At 69.0% G+C, this 17,738-nt stretch carries 17 protein-coding genes; 10 read left to right on the top strand and 7 right to left on the bottom strand.

Annotated features, from left to right (window positions below):
• Positions 1-951: 951 nt before the first annotated feature.
• The 3 genes from ACHMXE_RS05065 (at position 952) to ACHMXE_RS05055 (ending at position 5,195) form a co-directional block, all read left to right on the top strand.
• Entirely contained in the window at positions 952-3,258 is a 2,307-nt protein-coding gene (locus ACHMXE_RS05065; protein ID WP_395347092.1) for a ParB/RepB/Spo0J family partition protein, read from the top strand.
• Positions 3,259-4,064: 806 nt separating this feature from the next.
• Positions 4,065-4,433, top strand: a complete 369-nt coding sequence (locus ACHMXE_RS05060) for a DUF2958 domain-containing protein (protein WP_203206467.1) — start codon at positions 4,065-4,067, stop codon at positions 4,431-4,433.
• A 393-nt stretch (positions 4,434-4,826) separates the two neighbouring features.
• The gene (locus ACHMXE_RS05055; protein ID WP_395347090.1) at positions 4,827-5,195 is read left to right on the top strand and encodes a hypothetical protein; all 369 of its coding nucleotides are present in this window, start codon (positions 4,827-4,829) and stop codon (positions 5,193-5,195) included.
• Positions 5,196-5,272: 77 nt separating this feature from the next.
• Here the strand turns inward: ACHMXE_RS05055 and ACHMXE_RS05050 are convergent, their stop codons facing one another.
• Positions 5,273-5,761: an Lrp/AsnC family transcriptional regulator gene (locus ACHMXE_RS05050; RefSeq protein WP_209542266.1), complete on the bottom strand. Its 489-nt coding sequence runs from the start codon at positions 5,759-5,761 to the stop codon at positions 5,273-5,275.
• Between the two features lie 72 nt (positions 5,762-5,833).
• Between ACHMXE_RS05050 and ACHMXE_RS05045 the strand changes: the two genes are divergently transcribed.
• Both ACHMXE_RS05045 and ACHMXE_RS05040 read left to right on the top strand, forming a co-directional pair.
• Positions 5,834-6,652 (top strand): EamA family transporter, encoded by an 819-nt coding sequence (locus ACHMXE_RS05045; protein WP_395347088.1) that lies wholly within the window; start codon positions 5,834-5,836, stop codon positions 6,650-6,652.
• The gene (locus ACHMXE_RS05040; RefSeq protein ID WP_395347086.1) at positions 6,637-6,810 is read left to right on the top strand and encodes a hypothetical protein; all 174 of its coding nucleotides are present in this window, start codon (positions 6,637-6,639) and stop codon (positions 6,808-6,810) included. The genes ACHMXE_RS05045 and ACHMXE_RS05040 overlap by 16 nt, the downstream gene beginning before the upstream one ends.
• Positions 6,811-7,091: 281 nt before the next feature.
• On the opposite strand, the gene ACHMXE_RS05035 is transcribed toward ACHMXE_RS05040, so the two are convergent.
• Complete coding sequence (locus ACHMXE_RS05035; RefSeq protein WP_209542264.1) at positions 7,092-7,619, bottom strand: PPC domain-containing DNA-binding protein; 528 nt, start codon at positions 7,617-7,619, stop codon at positions 7,092-7,094.
• A 155-nt stretch (positions 7,620-7,774) separates the two neighbouring features.
• Positions 7,775-8,185 (bottom strand): thioesterase family protein, encoded by a 411-nt coding sequence (locus ACHMXE_RS05030; RefSeq protein WP_395347084.1) that lies wholly within the window; start codon positions 8,183-8,185, stop codon positions 7,775-7,777.
• A gap of 185 nt (positions 8,186-8,370) precedes the next feature.
• Between ACHMXE_RS05030 and ACHMXE_RS05025 the strand changes: the two genes are divergently transcribed.
• Positions 8,371-9,297 carry a transcriptional regulator GcvA gene (locus tag ACHMXE_RS05025; protein ID WP_093352749.1) on the top strand — a complete coding sequence of 309 codons (927 nt, stop codon included), beginning with the start codon at positions 8,371-8,373 and terminating at the stop codon, positions 9,295-9,297.
• On the opposite strand, the gene ACHMXE_RS05020 is transcribed toward ACHMXE_RS05025, so the two are convergent.
• Genes ACHMXE_RS05020 through ACHMXE_RS05005 form a run of 4 tightly spaced genes read right to left on the bottom strand, consistent with a single transcriptional unit; the run spans position 9,285 to position 13,298 of the window.
• A complete protein-coding gene (locus ACHMXE_RS05020; protein WP_395347081.1) occupies positions 9,285-10,193 on the bottom strand; it encodes an amidohydrolase family protein in 909 nt (302 codons plus the stop codon). The two genes, ACHMXE_RS05025 and ACHMXE_RS05020, sit on opposite strands and share 13 nt — an antisense overlap.
• A gap of 28 nt (positions 10,194-10,221) precedes the next feature.
• Entirely contained in the window at positions 10,222-11,220 is a 999-nt protein-coding gene (locus ACHMXE_RS05015; protein WP_395347080.1) for a Bug family tripartite tricarboxylate transporter substrate binding protein, read from the bottom strand.
• 36 nt (positions 11,221-11,256) lie between these two features.
• On the bottom strand, positions 11,257-12,483 hold the full coding sequence (locus ACHMXE_RS05010; RefSeq protein WP_395347079.1) for a CaiB/BaiF CoA transferase family protein: 1,227 nt from the start codon (positions 12,481-12,483) through the stop codon (positions 11,257-11,259).
• 35 nt (positions 12,484-12,518) lie between these two features.
• Complete coding sequence (locus ACHMXE_RS05005) at positions 12,519-13,298, bottom strand: enoyl-CoA hydratase/isomerase family protein (RefSeq protein ID WP_093352737.1); 780 nt, start codon at positions 13,296-13,298, stop codon at positions 12,519-12,521.
• Between the two features lie 273 nt (positions 13,299-13,571).
• On the opposite strand from ACHMXE_RS05005, the gene ACHMXE_RS05000 reads away from it, so the two are divergent.
• The 4 genes from ACHMXE_RS05000 to ACHMXE_RS04985 are packed head-to-tail and all read left to right on the top strand — an operon-like array spanning position 13,572 to position 17,698.
• Complete coding sequence (locus ACHMXE_RS05000) at positions 13,572-14,711, top strand: iron-containing alcohol dehydrogenase (RefSeq protein ID WP_209542261.1); 1,140 nt, start codon at positions 13,572-13,574, stop codon at positions 14,709-14,711.
• Positions 14,712-14,741: 30 nt separating this feature from the next.
• A complete protein-coding gene (locus tag ACHMXE_RS04995) occupies positions 14,742-15,719 on the top strand; it encodes a Bug family tripartite tricarboxylate transporter substrate binding protein (RefSeq protein ID WP_395347078.1) in 978 nt (325 codons plus the stop codon).
• A gap of 57 nt (positions 15,720-15,776) precedes the next feature.
• The gene (locus tag ACHMXE_RS04990) at positions 15,777-16,769 is read left to right on the top strand and encodes a TRAP transporter substrate-binding protein (RefSeq protein ID WP_395347077.1); all 993 of its coding nucleotides are present in this window, start codon (positions 15,777-15,779) and stop codon (positions 16,767-16,769) included.
• Positions 16,766-17,698: an amidohydrolase family protein gene (locus tag ACHMXE_RS04985; protein WP_209542258.1), complete on the top strand. Its 933-nt coding sequence runs from the start codon at positions 16,766-16,768 to the stop codon at positions 17,696-17,698. Before ACHMXE_RS04990 ends, ACHMXE_RS04985 begins: the two co-directional genes overlap by 4 nt.
• The last annotated feature ends 40 nt before the right edge of the window (positions 17,699-17,738 follow it).

Raw genomic sequence — 17,738 nt, 5'->3', positions numbered from 1 at the left:
AAGCCTTGCCCGACCGTCCAGAGCCCCGGACCGCGATGGCTTCAAGGGTACAGCCGGTACATGCTCCGACAGTCCTCGGTCGCGGCCTCGTTGGAAGAACTCATGTAGTTCGCTCCGCGGGTAGACCGGGCTCAGGCACCTTGCGTTCGACGGTGTCCTAGCCGATAAAAGGTACCGCGCAGGCTGTCGATCTTTAAATAGCTCGAGCTCAGCAACTGCAACTGCCAACAGCAGGCGGGTTCTTGCTTCTCCCTTTTGAGGTGCCGACATGTGGGTTGGCTAGTTTGCGCCTGCGCTGGGCGTGTGTGTCGCGTTGTCGTGTGTACCGTGTTGTGCCGGCGTTCGGTGGACAAAGCGCTCGCGGGTTGCTGGCGCCGGATGCGATCGGTGTTGCAGCGAGAACGCCAGCGCCATGGGTGAAGTCATGCAGGGCGCCCCAGCGGCTTCGCTGCTGTCGGGCTGCTCCAGGTTCGCGCCTTTGCGCTCATCCCCTGCGGGGACGGCTTGCAGCCGCCTTGCGCATCCCTGGCGCGGGGCCTGCGGCCCCAGATCCTCGATCAGACCTGTCTGCGGCAGGTGGGGGCGCTCGCCGCGCGGCGGTTCCGGTGCGCCCCGGCCCGGCGTCTGGGGGCTGCCGTCTTCCTGAGTGCTTCACCTTCTCGGCGACCGTGCACCCGCGCGGCCGGGCGACCGGCTGCGCCTGCAAGGGGGTGTTCATAACGCTGCGCGTTACGAATGCTTCCCCCTTGCTCTCCCGTCCGAGCGTGCGCGCTGTGTCACCGGGCGAAGAACTCAGGAAGACGGCGGCCAGGCTCGGCAGCTCGGCCGATGCGATCCGGAACCCTTTCACGAGGGGCTCTGAATCTAGGAATCCGGCAGGGCTTCGTCCATGCATCCATCCATCCATTCATTCACTGATTCACGCACTGAAGCGATCGAAAGGAAACGCACATGACTGCCAGAGCGACTGCACGGACCCCTGCGGACACCACTGCGAGCACCGCCACCGTCCGGGCCAAGGTGGCGCCCGCCGCTGCCAGCGATGGTGCCGCCACGAAGACGCCGCGGGTTGAAAGGCCCAAGCACGCCGGCGACACGACCCAGGCGCAGCCTTCGAAGGCTGCCCCGCCGCAAAATCCCACCCACGAGAAACCGGTTGCGAACGAGTCCGGTGCCATTGCCGCCGCGCCGGCGCGCGACATCGACGTGCCGCTGCATCAACTGGTGCTCGACGACGCCAATGTCCGCAAGGTCCGCAGCGCGGGTGGCGTGGAGGAACTCGCCGCGCTCATCGATGCGCAGGGCCTGTTGCATCGCCTTGCCGTGGTCGCCCTGGCCGATGGTCGGTTCGGCGTCATCGCCGGGGGGCGACGTCTGCTGGCATTGCACAAGCTCGCCAGCTACGGGCGATGGTCGGCTGCCAGGCCCGTGGAGTGCCGGCTGTACGACAACGCGCAAGCGGTGGAGATTTCGCTGGCGGAGAACTCGGGGCGCGAAGCGATGCACCCAGCCGACGAGGCCGAGGCCTTTCTGGCGCGGGTCGAAGCGGGCCAGAGCGTGGCCCAGATCGCTGTGCGCTTCGGCGTGGCACCGCTGACCGTCGAGCGCCGTCTCAAGCTCGCCCGGCTTGCGCCACGCTTCCTCGCAATGTACCGGGAAGGGAGCATCGCGTCGGACATGCTGCACGCGCTGGCACTGACCGACAACCACAAGGCCCAGGAGGCCGTGTGGGACGGCCTGCCCACTTATCGACGGGACGCCTGGACCATCCGACGCCTCCTGACCGAAGGCGCAGCCACCGCGGAAAGCCAACTCGCGCGCTTCGTGGGCGTCGAGACCTACGAGGCACGAGGTGGCAAGGTCCGGCGCGACCTGTTCGCCAATGACGATAGCGGCCGCTCGGGCATCTATCTGGAGGCACCGGGGCTGCTGCGCCAGCTCGCCACGGAGAAGCTGCAAGCGGCGGCCGAAGAGGTGCGCGCCGAGGGCTGGGCGTGGGTCGAAGGCTTGATCGATGCAGATCGGCTGGCTTTGCGCGCCTATGGGCAGCAGGCGCCGTCCGAACGTGCACCCAGCGACGCGGAGGCTGGCATGTTGGCCGCGCTGGAGACCGAGCGCGAGCGGCTCGACGCGGCCTACGATCAGAACGAGGCGAAGTCACTGCAGTTCGATGGCGATGGCGATGACGCCTACGAGGCCGAGGAAGTGCGGCTGTCGGGTCTGTTGAGTGACCTCGACGACCGGATCGATGCGGCGCGCGCCTCGCTGCGGGTCTGGACGCCCGAGCAGATGGGACGGTGTGGTGCGATGCTGCGCATCGACAGCGACGGAACGCTCGTCGTGCATCGTGGGCTGCTTCGGCGCGAGCCCGCCCATGATGGAGCCTGCGGCGCTGGCACCGAAGACGGCGACGGGTTGGTCAGCAAGGCAGAGCGGGGCAGCGAGAGCGGTGAGGCGGCCGAGGCCGGCAAACGACGCGCCGTCTTCAGCGAGAAGCTGATGCGCGACCTCACGGCCCATCGCACCGCCGCCTTGCAGGCCGCGCTCACGCAGGACGTCGACGTGGCACTCGCGACGCTGGTGCACCGCATGGTCGAGACGGTGTTCGATCTCTATGACCGGGGCAATGACATCGTGAGGGTGACGGTGCGGCCAACAGGAGACCTCGCGCTCGCCGAGCATGCGAGCGACTACGTCCATACACCCGCCGCCGCGCTGCTGGAGCGCGCCGCGAGCGATTGGGGCGAGCGCCTGCCTCGTGATCCGGCCGCGACCTTCCGTTGGCTGCTTTCGCAGGAGCGTCAGACCTTGCTGCAGCTGCTGGCCTATTGCACGGCGCGCAGCATCGATGCGATCCAGGGCCGTGAACGCCGGCGCAACCAGAGCGATGCAATCGCCGAGGCGCTCGGCCTGGACATGGCCGACTGGTGGACGCCAAGTGCTGCGAACTACCTGCACAACGTGAGCAAGGCCAAGGCGGTAGAGGCGGTCAGGGAAGCCAGTGGCATCGACTGCACCAAGGAAGTCGCCGCCATGAAGAAGTCCGAGGCCGCGGACTATTGCGCAGCCAAGCTCGAAGGCACGCGTTGGCTGCCTGTTCCGTTGCGGCCGCTGGTTGCCGGTACGTCGCGCGCCTGCGAGGACGCGCAAGCCGAGCAAGAGAAGAACGATGGGGGAGAAGAAGCCCTGAACCGGGCTGGGCCGGATGGCGATCCGGTCTCGGACGCTGGTCGTGACCAACCGGACCATGAGGCCTAGCCGGCTGGATTGATACCGAGCATCCAGCCCGCGCAGAGCGCGCCTGAGCCTGCCGCCCGTGAATGTGCGGGCGGCAGGCTTTTTTGCCTGAGCTCGTGTTCTGACGCATGACGGACCGCGCGGATGCATGACCTCGCGAACAACGAGCGATGGCATGTCGCTGCAGCAATCCGCTTCCACCAGCGTCGTGCGCAGCGGCGGTGGCTGGTTTTTTTAAGGGGGTGGCCAGCGCGCTGTGCGCGGGTCGCTGGTCAGCGCGGGCTTGGGCCCGCGGGTGTTGTTGTGTGGAGCGCACGACTCGCTTCGCCTCGTGCTGGCAGGGCACGACATGGCGTGGGGGAGGGCGTGTCGCGGTGGCGCGTTTTTTTTGGGCGGTGGCCAGCGCGCTGTGCGCGGGTTACTGGTCAGCGCGGGCTCTGGGCCCGCGGGTGTTGTTGTGTGGAGCGCACGACTCGCTTCGCCTCGTGCTGGCAGGGCACGACATGGCGTGGGGGGGCGTATCGCGGTGGCGCTTTTTTTTTGGGCGGTGGCCAGCGCGCTGTGCGCGGGTTACTGGTCAGCGCGGGCTTTGGGCCCGCGGGTCTTGTTGTGTGGAGCGCACGACTCGCTTCGCCTCGTGCTTGAGAGGCGTGGTGATGTGGCGGGGCTGGCTCGCATGACCGTGAGCGTGCCACGCCGTTCTCGCTGTCAAGGCCTGCGCGCGCTCTGCGCGCTGGCGGCCTGCGGCCGTCTTCGAGCCTTGACCGCTGCGCTTCGGCGTGACCGTGACGGTCCTGGGCAATCCCGCCCTTTTCTTGGAGCGTCACATGACTTTCTCGTACTTCTTTTTGAGCGACGAACAGGTTCGGCGACTTGTCGCGAATGGCCGCGCATCGCGCGAATTTGAGGCGCGCGACGAACTCTTCGATCCGTCACCGGTGGTCAAGCTCTTCACGCCGGATGCCGGCGCGACGTGGTTGCTGAGCGAGATCGATCCCGACGATCCGACGATCGCCTTCGGCTTGTGCGATTTGGGTCAGGGCTATCCCGAGTTGGGATGCGTGAGTCTTGACACGCTGGCTTGCCTGAGGGGGCCGTTGCGCCTGCCGATCGAGCAGGACGTGGGATTCCAGGCGACGCGCCCGCTCAGTGCCTATGCAGTCGCGGCGCGCCTGGCGGGCCGGATCGAGGCCTGAGCGGTCGGTCTGTGCCGGCAGCTGGGCTGCCGGCATTTGTTTGTGCTTCTTCCCTTCTCTTGTTCATTCATTCTTTCCTTCTTTCGTGCGAGGGGCGCTGCCTCTTGCGTCTTTGGAAGGACGGTCTGGGGTGTGCTCACAGAGGTGTCCGGCGCCGCCCTCGGGTCGCTGCCGGGTGTCAGGCCGTTCCCGGGACCGCCTCTTTCCGACGCCTGGCTGCGGGCCTTGCGGGCGCCAGGGTGCGGCTGCGCCCCCGTCCTCACCCGGTCCCTGCGCTTTGCTGCGGGCTGCGGCTTGCGGGCGGGCCCTGGCGCCCGCGCGGTCCTCGCCGTCATGGCGTCGAGGCGGCTCCGCGGGAGCCGGCCCGTCACCTCACAGAAAGGCCGACTCACCATGGACAGCTCCGATCCTCGTACACCATTCGTGCCCGCCGCCGCAGGCGGCGCGTCTGGTGCCGGCGGTCCGCGCGAACCACAGGCTTCGATCGTGTGGCGCTACGCGCTCAGCGTCGATCGTCACTGGGCCCTGGTTTTCGATGCGCAGGGGCGCAATCTTGGGGAAGTTCACCGTCCCGCCCTGGCCGCGGGGCCTGATGGCCGGCTCCTCACCTTCGAGCAAGTCGTGCGTCTGATGTGTGCGGCGCCGCGCATGCGCACGCTGCTGCAGGAGATCGTTGCAGCTGGTGGCGCCGACGTGCCCGCGTCCCGCGGGCAAGATGGGTGCTTGGCCCGTGCCCGCGCCCTTCTGGCGGAGCTGGGCTAGCTGTCCGGCCGGTGCGGCCGCCCTCGTGATTCGCTGGCGGCCGCGGGCCAATGCGATCGCATGCGGTCTCTCTTTGCTCAGGGAATCACGATCGATGTGTCGGTCTTCACGCGATCGAGCGCCACGAGCGAGCGAAAACTCTTGACGGCCTCGTTCTGCGCAAACAAGCGCCGCGTGAGACCTTCGTAACTGCGCATGTTGGGTGCGACGATGATGAGCACACAGCTGACGCCACCCGTCACGTAGAAGCATTGTTGCACTTCGGGCGTGTCCCGAAAAAGCGCTTTGGCGCGATCCACCGTCGACGCTCGCTCGTCGACGAGTTGTACCTCGACGATGGACGTGATGGTGGCCGACACCGCCTCCGGATCGACGATCGCCACGTTTTTCATGATCACGCCCGCCGCTTCCATCGCCGCGATGCGCCGCTGCACGGCTGCCGCGGACAGATGGACCTCCTCGGCGATCACCCGCTGCGGTGTCTTGTTGTCACGTTGCAGGATGCGCAGGATCTCGCGGTCCTGGCGGTCGAGCGCGAATTCGGTGGCCGAGGGCTTGGGTGCCATGTCGAGTGAAAAGTGCGTCCGGGTGGTGATTTTCGGGTGATTTAATCAGGGCGGCGAATATAAAGTGCGCGGATGACCTCCATCTCCAACGCACGGCCTGTCGGCGCGGCCCCCTCCCACCCCCTCCTGGGGGTGGCCTGCGGCGCGGGTGCCGGCGCACTGTGGGGTCTGGTTTTTCTGGCACCGGCCTTGGTCAAGGACTTCGATCCGCTGCAATTGAGCATCGGTCGATACTTGTGCTATGGCGTCCTCGCCGCGCTGATGCTTGCGCCGCGCTGGCGGCAGGTGACGACGAACTTGTCGCGATCGCACTGGTTCACCTTGTCCTGGCTCGCCCTGACTGGGAACATCGTTTACTACATCTTGTTGTCGGGCGCGGTGCAGATGGGAGGCATCGCCATGACCTCGCTGGTGATCGGGTTCCTTCCGGTGGCCGTGACCGTCATCGGTAGTCGCGACACCGGCGCGGCGCCTTTCAAGGCGCTCGTGCCTTCGCTCCTGCTGAGTGGCGCCGGCACGCTTTGTATCGGTTGGGAGGCTTTGGCTACTTCGAACGCGGCGGCGTCCGGGTCAGGCGGGCTCGGGCTTGTGTGTGCCGTGGGGGCGCTGGCGTCCTGGACAGCGTTTGCGGTGGGCAATGCGCGCGCCCTGAAGCGGGTGCACGGTGTCTCTGGACACGACTGGAGCCTGTTGACGGGGATCGTCACAGGCGCGCAGAGTCTGGTTCTACTGCCACTGGCCCTGCTCCTGGCGACGACGCACCACGACGCGCATCAGTGGGTGCGATTCGCCTTGGTGTCGCTGACTCTGGCCCTGGTTGCTTCCATCGCAGGCAATGCCCTGTGGAACCGGATGAGTCGCCTGCTCCCCTCACGGTGGTCGGGCAGATGATTCTTTTTGAGACCGTTTTCGCGCTCGTCTATGGCCTCGCATGGGAGCGCAGGCTGCCGAGCGTGTTCGAGACGCTCGCGCTCGTCTTCGTGATCTCGAGCGTGCTGGCTTGCCTCGCCGCGCATCGCCGCTTGCCCGAGAAAGGGAAGTTCGCTTGAGCGAACGCTCGGACAGGGCGGGTGCGCGTCGCCTACTGGCGCCGTACCCCCGATCGACCTGATCGCGGGTGTTCGGCATGCCGAACACCTGTCGAAGAGGGGGCGAGGGATTCGCCGCTGGCGAGGTCGGGCGCTCACATGCGCGTGGAAACCTGGTTTCCAGCGTTGCACGCCTCGCCTCCACGTTCCGTTGGCGGCTTCGTGTGGGCACCGGGAGGCCGTGTGACGGCGCCGCGTCCTCGGCTCCCGCCAGCCCCTGCCATCGCGCGCCTGTTTCGCGTTTACTTTGCGCCCGGATGCAACCCCAGCACATTCGCCCCGATGGCAGGATCGACGAAGCGCTCGAGCCGCTGCGGATGCAGGATCACCGTGATCTCGCACGAGCCCGTCCCCACCGTCAGGCCCAGCAGGTGGCCGCCCGCGCCGATGAATGTGCCGTCGGTCACGATGCCGTGCGCATGGATCGAGGGCTTGCCCTCCTTCCAGGCGATCGAGCCCGTGAGGTTGGCGAGCTCCACGTCCTTGAAGGTCTTCGGGTTGAAGACCTTCTTCGCGAAGTCGTAGAAGCCGAAGGTGGCCTCGCGCATGAAGCCGATGCCCACGATGCTGGCGCTCGGTATCTGCTCGACCACGGCGAGGCGCTCGAGGTGCGCGAGCACGTCGTCACCGTTGCGCAGCACCATCAGGTAGCCGGTGGGCGTGCGCGTGACCTTGCCGGTCAGGTCCTGCGCGCCGGCCGAAGCGCTGAAGGCGAGCGAGGCACAGGCGGTGGCGAGTGCGAGGAGGGCGGAGGCGAGGGTCTTGAACATCGGTCTGTCTCGTTTCTTTTTGAAGATGCAACCAGGTTGCGGATTCGGCTTTGTTCGCCGCACGGGTGAGGAACGGCCGCACGCCCGCACCGAAAGTGCTGGCGCGCCGCTGTCCGGCACGGGGCGCGGGCAATTGCCCGCGGAAGATCAGGCGTTCACGAGGCGTTCGCGCCCTGGGCGACGGCCGCGTGCACCTTGGCGCGCAGCCGCGCGACATCGACGACGAAGCGGCTGTGGGTGCCGCTCGCGACCTCCTTGTCGCCTTCGTGCACCGTGAACTCGAAGTCCACGCCGCGGCCGTCGACCGCGCGTACGCGCGCCTCGATGCGCACCGGCTGGCCCAGCAGCGTGGCGCCCACGTGCTTCAGCGCGATCGCGGTGCCGACCGAGGATTCGCCCGCGCCCACGTGATCGAGCAGGAAGTCGAGGCAGGTCTGCTCGACGTCGCGCACCAGCTCGGGCGTGGCATAGATGCGCAGGTCCTCGCCGAGGAAGTCGACGGTGCGCGGGCGGTCGATCACGAGTTCGCGGCGGGTGAGGGCGCCAGCGCGCAGTTCTGGGTTCATGGGGGTTGGTCCGAAAGCGTTGAGCGTCAATTGACGTTGTCCCGACTGGCTGTGCGTCGGCGCGAAGGGCAGTCTAGGAATCGCGGCGCGGCGCGGCAAACGAGTTTTTCTCGAAGCATTGCGTAGAAAATATTGAAGGCCCCGCGCCCCCGCCCCGTGCCCGCTCCCGAAGGAATCCGTTCACCATGTCGCGCCCCATTCCCCCGCTCAATCCGCTGCGTGCCTTCGAGGTCGCGGCGCGGCACCTGAGCTTCACGCGCGCGGCCGACGAGCTCTTCGTCACGCCCTCGGCCGTGAGTCACCAGATCAAGACGCTCGAGGAGAACCTCGGCATCGCGCTGTTCGTGCGCGACACCAAGTCGCTCGCGCTCACCGCCGCCGGCAAGGCCTACCTGCCGGGCATCCAGGAAGCCTTCAAGCAGGTGATGTACGCGACGCAGCAGCTGCGCCAGTCGCAGGGCACGCCCTCGCTCAAGATCAACCTGCCGCCGACCTTCGCGGTCAAGTGGCTGATCCCGCGCATGCGCCGCTTCATGCAGGCCTACCCGGACATCGACCTCGAGATCTCGACCTCCAAGCACATGGTCGACTTCACGCGCGAGGACTTCGACATGGCGGTGCGCTACGGCCGCGGCATCTATCCGGGCCTGCACTCCGAGCTGTGCCTGCCGGTCGAGGTGTTCCCGGTCTGCAGCCCCGCGCTGATGCAGGGCGAGCATCCACTGCGCACGCCGGCCGACCTCAAGCACCACGTGCTGCTGCACGACAACAGCACCTACAGCGACGTGAGCAATCCCGACTGGGGCATGTGGCTCGAGCATGCGGGCGTGAGCGACGTGGACGTGACGCGCGGCCCCTCGTTCTGGCCCAGCCACCTGGTGATCGCCGCGGCGGTCGACGGGCTCGGCGTGGCGCTGGTGAAGAAGAACTGGGTGATGAAGGACCTGGCCGACGGCCTGCTGGTGCGGCCCTTCGACGTCACGCTGCCGGTGGAGTTCTCCTACTTCATGGTCTATCCACAGGACCGCGCCGCCGATGCGCGCATCGCGGCCTTCGTGTCATGGGTGCACGAAGAGCGCGCGAAGGACGAGGCCGCGGCTCAGAGCCTGTAGAGCCGCACGGCGTTGTCGTGCAGCAGCTGCCGGCGTTCCGTGTCGGAGTGCCCGGCGATGGCCGCGAGGAAGCCGCGCAGGAGGGTCTCGTAGCTGGCCACCAGGCTGTCGACCGGGAAGTTGCTCGCGAACATGCAGCGCGACGCGCCGAAGATCGCGATCGCGTCGCGCATCAGCGGCACGTTGGCCTCCTCGGTCCATGGCAGGCCGCGCTGGCCCAGGCCCGAGATCTTGATCGCTGTGTTGGGCGCATCGGCCAGACGCTCGAGCGCGCGGCGCCAGCCCGCGAGGCCCTCGGCGCCGCGGTCCGCGGGCAGGCCGCTGTGGTTGAGGATCAGCAGCGTGCGCGGAAAGTCGCGCGCGAGCTGCGCGGCCTGGTCGAGGTTCCACCAGGGGGCCTGCAGGTCGAACGAGAGCCCATGCGTTTCGAGCAGCGCATAGCCTGCGCGCCAGCGCGCATCGTCCATCGAGCCCGCCATGCCGCGCGCGGCCTCGGCGGCCGTCGGGGCGGTCACCGGCTTGTGGCGGATGCCGCGCACCAGCGCGAACGCGGCCTGCGCCGCGAGCACCTCGGCCACGTCGCCACGATCGAGCGCCGCATGCGCGACGATCGCCGAGGGCCGGCCTTCGGTGGCCGCGAGGCCGGTGAGCCAGCGGGTCTCGGCCACCGGGTCGGCGCGCTCCCATTCGGCCTCGATGTGCACCGTGCGCGCCGGCGCGAAGCCGCGCGTGTCGCGCGCGAGATCGGCCGGCAGGTAGTTGCGCTTGAGCGCCGAGTAGTCGCCGTAGCGGAAGTTCGGCACCGTCTCGCCCTGCAGCCAGGGGTAGGGATGCGCATCGAGCTTCCAGAAGTGCTGGTGCGCGTCGACGAAGGGTTCGCTGAATTCGAAAGCCATCGCGCGATTCTCGGCCGAGTGCCCGGCCTCAGCTCGACAGGTTGATCTTGCCCGCCAGCGCCTTGAAGAACTCGCTCTCCCTGGCCATCACCGCCTCGAGCGCGGCGTCGTCGGCATAGGTGTCGGTGCTGAAGTGCAGCTTGGCCAGCGCGTCGAGCCAGGCAGGTTCCTTCACGGCCTTCGCGACCGCGCCCTTGAGCACCGCGATCACGTCGTCGGGCGTGCCGCGCGGCGCCGACAGGCCGCGCCAGATGCCGATCGACAGGTCGATGTTGCGTTCCTTGAGCGTCGGGATCTTCTCGAAGCCGTCGGCCACGCGCCGGTCGGCCATCACGGCCAGCGCCTTGAGCTTGCCCGCGGCCACGTAGCTCGACACCTCGGCCGTGCTCACGGTCACCGCGTCGATGTGGCCGCCGAGCAGCGCCAGCACCGCGGGCGCGCCGCCGGCATAGGGGATGTGGTTGAACTTCGCGCCGGTCTTCTCGGCCAGCGCGGCGGCCGCCATGTGCCAGGTCGAGCCATGGCCCGCATTGCCCACGCGGATGTTCGCGTCGCCCTTGCGCGCGGCCTCGAGGAACTGCTCGAGCGTGGCGTAGGGCGCGTCGGCGCGCACCACCACCGCGGCCGGGTCGGCATTGAGCCGCGCGATCGGGCGCAGGTCCTTGTACGAGAACTTCGCCAGGCCCAGGTGGTTGAGAAAGGTCAGCTCGGTCGACGACAGCACGATGCGGTAGCCGTCGGGCCTGGCGTTGACCACGTCGCCCAGCCCGAGCACGCCGCTCGCGCCGGGCTTGTTGATCACGACCACCGGCTGCGGCAGGTACCTGGCGACCGCCGCGCCGAAGGCCCGGCCCACCACGTCGGCGCCGCCGCCGGCCTGCCAGGGCACGACCAGTTCGATCGGCTTGTGCGGATAGGCGCCGCCCTGCGCCCGTGCGAAGCCGGGCGCGAGCAGCAGCGCCCCCGAGAGCGCGGGGATGGCGCCGAGCCAGCGGCGGCGCGAGAGGTCGATGGTGCTTTCCTGCATGGTCTTGTCTCCGTCTCGTTGTTTTCTGTGTGTGTCTCAGTCCGCCGTCGCGTCGGCCGCGGCATGCGCCACGCCGAAAGCGCCGCTGCGTCGCAGCGCCGCGATGTCCTCGGCCGTCATGCCGATCTCGCCGAGCACCTGCTCGGTGTGCTGGCCCAGCAGCGGCGCCGGATGCCGCACCTGCTGGGGCGTGCCGCCGAGTTTGACCGGAAAGCCCAAAGCGCGTGTCTCGCCCTCCACCGGGTGCTGGATCTTCAGCACCATGTTGCGCGCCACCGCCTGTTCGCTCGCAAGTGCTTCGGCGTAGTCGTAGATCGGCGCGGCCGGCACGCCCGCGGCCAGCAGCGCATCGACCCACTCGGTGGCGGTGCGGCGCGCGAACTCGCGCTCCAGCTCCTCGATCAGCACCACGCGGTTGCGGATGCGCAGCACGTTGTCGGTGAAGCGCGCGTCGCGCACCAGGTCCTCGCGCCCGATCACGCCGCACAGCGCGGTCCAGAGCTTGGGGTTGGCCGCGCCGATGACGAAGGGGCGGTCGGAGGCGCGCACCGCCTGGTAGGGCGCGCTCATGCGGTTGGCGCTGCCGATCGGCGTGGGCACCTGGCCCGTGCCCCAGTATTCGGCCGATTCCCACACCGACAGGCCCAGCGCGGTCTCGAACAGCGAGGCATCGACGAACTGGCCCTCGCCCGTGAGGCCGCGGCCGATCACCGCGCTGAGGATGCCGTAGGCCGCGAACAGGCCCGCGCCCAGGTCGGCCAGCGGTATCGCCGACTTCACCGGCGGCTCGCCCGGGTGGCCCATCACGCTCATCACGCCGGTCATGGCCTGCGCGATCAGGTCCAGGCCCGGACGCTTGGCCCAGGGACCGGTCTGGCCGAAGCCCGAGATGCTCGCGTACACCAGCCGCGGGTTGAGCTGGCGCAGCGTCTCGTAGTCGATCTTCAGCCGCGCGGCCACGCCGGGGCGGTTGTTCTCGACCAGCACGTCGGCCTCCTTCACGAGGGCGTAGAAGGCCTCGAGGCCGGCCGGGTTCTTGAGGTCGATCTCGATGCTGCGCTTGTTGCGGTTGAGCGCGAGGAAGCCGCCGCTGTCGGCGCCCTTGAGGCGAAAGCCCATCGAGCGGCGGGTCTGGTCGCCGATGCCGGGCGTCTCGACCTTGATGACGTCCGCGCCCATGTCGCCGAGCAGCATGCAGCAGAAGGGGCCGGCCATGATCTGGCTGACGTCGAGGACCTTGATGCGGGAAAGGGGAAGGGTCACGCGGGGGCTCCGGATCTGAAAAGAGGGTGGCGGGCTCAGCGGCCCGTGAAGACCGGCTTGCTCTTGGCCAGGAAGGCCTGGAAGCCGATGCGGAAGTCCTCGGTGTCGAAGCAGGCGTAGGCCTCGGCGTTCTCCTCGGCCGACAGCGGCGCGGGCTGCGCGAGCCGGCGCACGAACTTCTTGTGCCAGCGCGCCACCAGCGGCGCGCCATTGGCGATGCGCCGCGCGGTCGCGTAGCCCTGTTCGAGCACCGCGGCGTCGTCGACCACGCGGTTCACCAGGCGCTTCTCGAAGGCCTCCTTGGCATCGAACACGCGGCCCTCGAGCACGATCTCGAGCGCGGTCGCGCCGCCGACCAGGTCGACCAGCCCGCCGAGCTCGCCGTACGACATCACCAGGCCGAGCTTGTTGACCGGCACGCCGAAGCGGCTCGAGCTGCCGCAGATGCGCATGTCGCAGACGGTGGCGATCTCGAGCCCGCCGCCCACGCAGGCACCCTCGATCACCGCGAGCGTGGGGTGCTTGCTGGTGGCGATCGCATGCATGGCGCGGTGCGTGACCTCGGCATAGGCCGCGGCCTGCGCCGCGTTGGCGCGGCTGCGCTGGAACTCCTCGATGTCGGCGCCGGCCGAGAAGGCCTTGCCGCCGGCGCCCCGCAGCACCACGCAGCGCAGCTCGTCGTCGGCCGAGAGCTCGGCGAAGGCATCGGCCAGGCCCTGCCACATGACCTGGTCCATGGCGTTCATCTTGTCGGGCTTGTTGAGGGTCACGGTCGCGATGCGGTCGTCGCGCTCGACCAGGATGAGCGAGGTCATGTCGGCTTGTCTCTTTCGTAGGGGGCGGGTTGCGAACGGGCCGAAGTCTAGGGAGCGGTCCGCGCGCGGCCAAACGAAAAAAACTGGGGCGGTCTTCAAGAAAAACTCGCGCCCCGCAGGGCCCGCGGCTTGTGAATTTTTCTCGCCCGGACTTCAAGTAAATCCACGTTGCCGCTCCCGGCACGCGTTCCTAGACTCGCGGCCCACGACGACCGGTGCCGCTTCGAGCGAGACACCGGCACCCGGACCACCGCCGAGACAAGGAACCCGCGCATGGCGCTCATCCACTACATCACCCAGATCCAGATCGACTTCGGCGCCGTGCAGCTGCTGGCGCAGGAGTGCGACCGCCTCGGCATCCGCCGTCCGCTGGTCGTGACCGACGCCGGCGTGCGCGCCGCGGGCGTGCTCGAGCGCGTGACGGCGCAGCTCGGCGCGGGCCGCGAATTCGTCGTGTTCGACGGCACGCCCTCCAACCCCACCGAGCGCGCGATGCGCGCGGCCGTGGCGCTCTATGCCGAGCACCGCTGCGACGGCATCGTCGCGGTCGGCGGCGGCTCGCCGATCGACCTCGCCAAGGGCGTGGCCGTGTGCGCCACGCACGAGGGGCCGCTGAAGTCCTTCGCGGCCATCGAGGGCGGCGTGGCCCGCATCACCGCGGCCACCGCGCCGGTGATCGCCGTGCCCACCACGGCCGGCACCGGCAGCGAGGTCGGCCGCGGCGCGGTGCTGATCCTCGACGACGGCCGCAAGGTCGGCGTGCTCTCGCCGCACCTGGTGCCGCGCGTCGCGCTGTGCGATCCCGAACTCACGCTGGGCCTGCCGCCGGTGCTGACCGCCGCCACCGGCATGGATGCGATCGCGCACTGCATGGAGACCTTCATGGCGCCGGCCTTCAACCCGCCGGCCGACGGCATCGCGCTCGACGGCCTGCGGCGCGCCTGGCGCCACATCGAACGCGCCACCGCCACGCCCGGCGACCGCGCGGCGCGCCTGAACATGATGAGCGCCTCGATGCAGGGCGCGCTCGCGTTCCAGAAGGGTCTGGGCTGCGTGCACAGCCTGAGCCATTCGCTCGGCGGCATCGCGCCGCGCCTGCACCACGGCACGCTCAACGCGATCCTGCTGCCGGCCGTGATCCGCTTCAACGCGCAGGCCGAGTCGATGCGCAAGGACGAGCGCCTCGCGCGCATGGCGCAGGCCATGGGGCTGGGCAGCGGCGACGAGGTGGCGCCGGCCGTCGCGGCCATGAGCGCGCGCCTCGGACTGCCCACGGGCCTGGCCGCGCTCGACGTCGCGCCCGACCTGTTCCCGCGCGTGATCGAGGGCGCCCTCAAGGACCACTGCCACAAGACCAATCCGCGCGAAGCCAGCGTGGCCGACTACCAGGCCCTGCTGGCCGAGTCGATGTAAGCCTCGAAAAGAACTGAAGGAGACAACGCCATGCAACGCCGCCGCTTCATCGCATCGACACTGGCCGCCAGCGCGGTCCTGCCCTTCGCCACCGTGCGTGCGCAGACCGGGCCGCTGCCCACCACGCCCGTGCGCATCGTCGTGGGCTTTCCGCCGGGCGGCGGCACCGACGTGATGGCGCGCGTGATGGCGCAGAAGCTCGCCACGCTGTGGGGCGTGCCGGTCACGGTCGAGAACAAGGCCGGCGCGGGCGGCGTGATCGCCGCCGAGTACGTCGCCAAGCAGCCGAACAACGGCACCACGCTCTTGATGACCAACATCAGCAACCATGCGATCGCGCCCGCGCTCTACCCCACGCTCGGCTACGTGGTGGAGCGCGACTTCACGCCGCTGGTGCTGGTGGGCGTCACGCCGAACCTGCTGATCTGCAACCCCTCGAAGCCCGCGCGCACGGTCAAGGACCTGGTGGCGCTGTGCCGCGACAAGCCGGGCACCGTGACCTTCGGCTCCTCGGGCGCGGGCGCCTCGCAGCACCTGGCGATCGAGCTCTTCAAGCTGCGCGCGGGCGTCGATGCGCTGCACGTGCCCTACCGCGGCTCGGGCCCGATGCTCACCGACCTGATCGGTGGCCAGATCGACTACAGCTTCGAGACCATGACCTCGGCCACGCCGCACGTGGCCAGCGGCAAGCTGGTGGCGATCGCGCAGACGCGGCCGCGGCGCTCGAAGGCGCATCCCGAAGTGCCCACCGTGGCCGAGCTCGGCTACCCGGGCTTCGACGCCAGCACCTGGTACGGCCTGGTCGGGCCGGCGCAGATGAACGCCGCGATGGTGCAGCGCATGAACGAGGACTTCAACCGCGTGCTCGCCCTGCCCGACGTGGCGGAGAAGCTCGCGAGCTACGGCGCCGAGGACGGCGGCGGCAGCGCCGCGAAGTTCGCCGAGTTCATCGGCACCGAGAAGGACAAGTGGGCCAAGGTGGTCAAGGAAGCCAAGGTCACGGTCTGAGCGGCGGCCCCGGAAGGCGCGCGCCTTCCCCGAATTTCAACGACAGGAGACGACAACATGCACAGGAATTTCAGGTCCCTGGCCGGCGCGCTGCTGGCCGCGCTGCTCAGCTTCGGTGCCGGCGGCGCCGCCGCGCAGGGGCCGGTCAAGCTGCGCTTCAGCCACACCGTGCCCGAGAGCGATTCGCAGCACAAGGCCGCGCTCGAGTTCGCGAAGCGCGTGAAGGAGCGCACCGGCGGCGCGGTGGAGATCCAGGTCTTCGCCAACAGCCAGCTCGGCAACGACGTGACGCTGGTGACCGGCGTGCGCAGCGGCACCATCGACATCGGCGCCACCGGCAACCCCTTCGTGACCGGCCTCGCGCCCAAGCTCAACGCGCTCGACCTGCCCTACCAGTTCGCCGATGCGCAGCAGGCCTACCGCACGCTCGACGGCCCGGTCGGCCGCTCGCTGCTCGACGAACTCGGCACGCACCAGATCAAGGGCCTGGCCTTCTGGGAGATCGGCTTTCGAAGCCTGGGCAACAACAAGCGGCCGATCAACGGCGCGGCCGACATCAAGGGCCTGAAGATCCGTACCACGCCCAATCCCTCGCACCTCAAGGCCTTCCAGCTGCTGGGAGCGAACCCGCAGCCGATGCCCTTCGCCGAGGTGTTCGGCGCGCTCGAGTCGGGCGCGGTCGACGGGCAGGAAAACCCGCCCACGCTGATGCTGTCGTCGAAGATGTACGAGGTGCAGAAGTACCTCTCGCTCACGCGCCATGCCTACACGCCGCTGGTGGTGATCATGAACAAGGCGCGCTTCGATGCGCTCAAGCCCGAGTTCCAGAAGGCGATGCTCGAGGAGGCCGCGGCGGCCGCGAACTTCCAGCGCAAGCTCAACAACGACGGCGAGAAGGATGCGATCGCCCAGCTGCGCGCCAAGGGCATGCAGATCAACGAGACGCCCGACGTCGCGAGCATCCGCCAGGTGGTGCGCGAGGAGACCCGCAGGATATACGTCGAGAAGAACGGCGACGCGGTGCTCAAGGCGATGGACGCGCAGCCGTGAGCGCCGTGCTTCCCGCCGCCATCGTCGACGCGCACCACCACCTGTGGCACCTGGGCGAGGGGCACTTCCCCTGGCTGCAGGACGGCTACGACGCCGCGGCCTTCTTCCTCGGCGACTACGCGGTGCTGCGGCGCGACTTCGGCGTGGCCGACTACCGCGCCGCCACCGAGGGCCTGCCGGTGGTGGCCACGGTGCATGTGGAGGCCGAGCGCTCGCGCGCCGAGTCGCTGGCCGAGACGCGCTGGCTGCATGCGGTCCATGCGAAACACGGCTTTCCGAATGCCGTGGTGGCCAACGTCGAATTCCTCGCGAGCGATGCCGAAGCGCAGATGCGCGCGCAGGCCGAATGGCCGCTGGTGCGCGGCGTGCGCTGCAAGCCGCGCATCTCGCGCGGCCCCGACCACAGCGTGCGCGGCGAGCCCGGCACCCTGCAGGACGAACGCTGGTGCGCGGGCCTGGGCCTCTTGCGCGACAACGGCCTGCTGTGGGACGTGCGCGTGCCCTACTGGCACCTGGAGGAAGCGGCGGAGGCGGTCGCACGCTTTCCGGGGCTGCGCGTGGCGATCGAGCATGCGGGCCTGCCCTGGGACCGCAGCGAGGCCGGCCTCGCGCACTGGCGGCGCGGCATGCAGGCGCTCGCGGCGCTGCCCGAGGTGATGGTCAAGCTCTCGGAGTTCGGCCTGCCCGATGCGCCCTGGAGCGCCGACAGCAACGCACGCGTGGTGCGCGAGACGGTCGAGATCTTCGGCGCCGGGCGCTGCATGTTCGCGAGCAACCTGCCGGTGTCGGGCCTGCGCGCGCCCATGGCCGAGGTGGTGCGCGCGGTGGCCGAGGGGCTGGACGGCCTCGACGACGCGGCGCGCGACGCGGTCTGGCGCGGCAACGCCCTGCGCTTCTACCGTATCGACCCGGCCGGCCCGGGTCGCTGAAGCGGCCGGGTGCAAGAACCGACTACAACAGGAGACTCCC

Source organism: Variovorax sp. UC122_21, assembly GCF_044056785.1.
Lineage (GTDB): Bacteria > Pseudomonadota > Gammaproteobacteria > Burkholderiales > Burkholderiaceae_C > Variovorax.
This window is presented reverse-complemented; position numbering and strand designations above follow the sequence as displayed.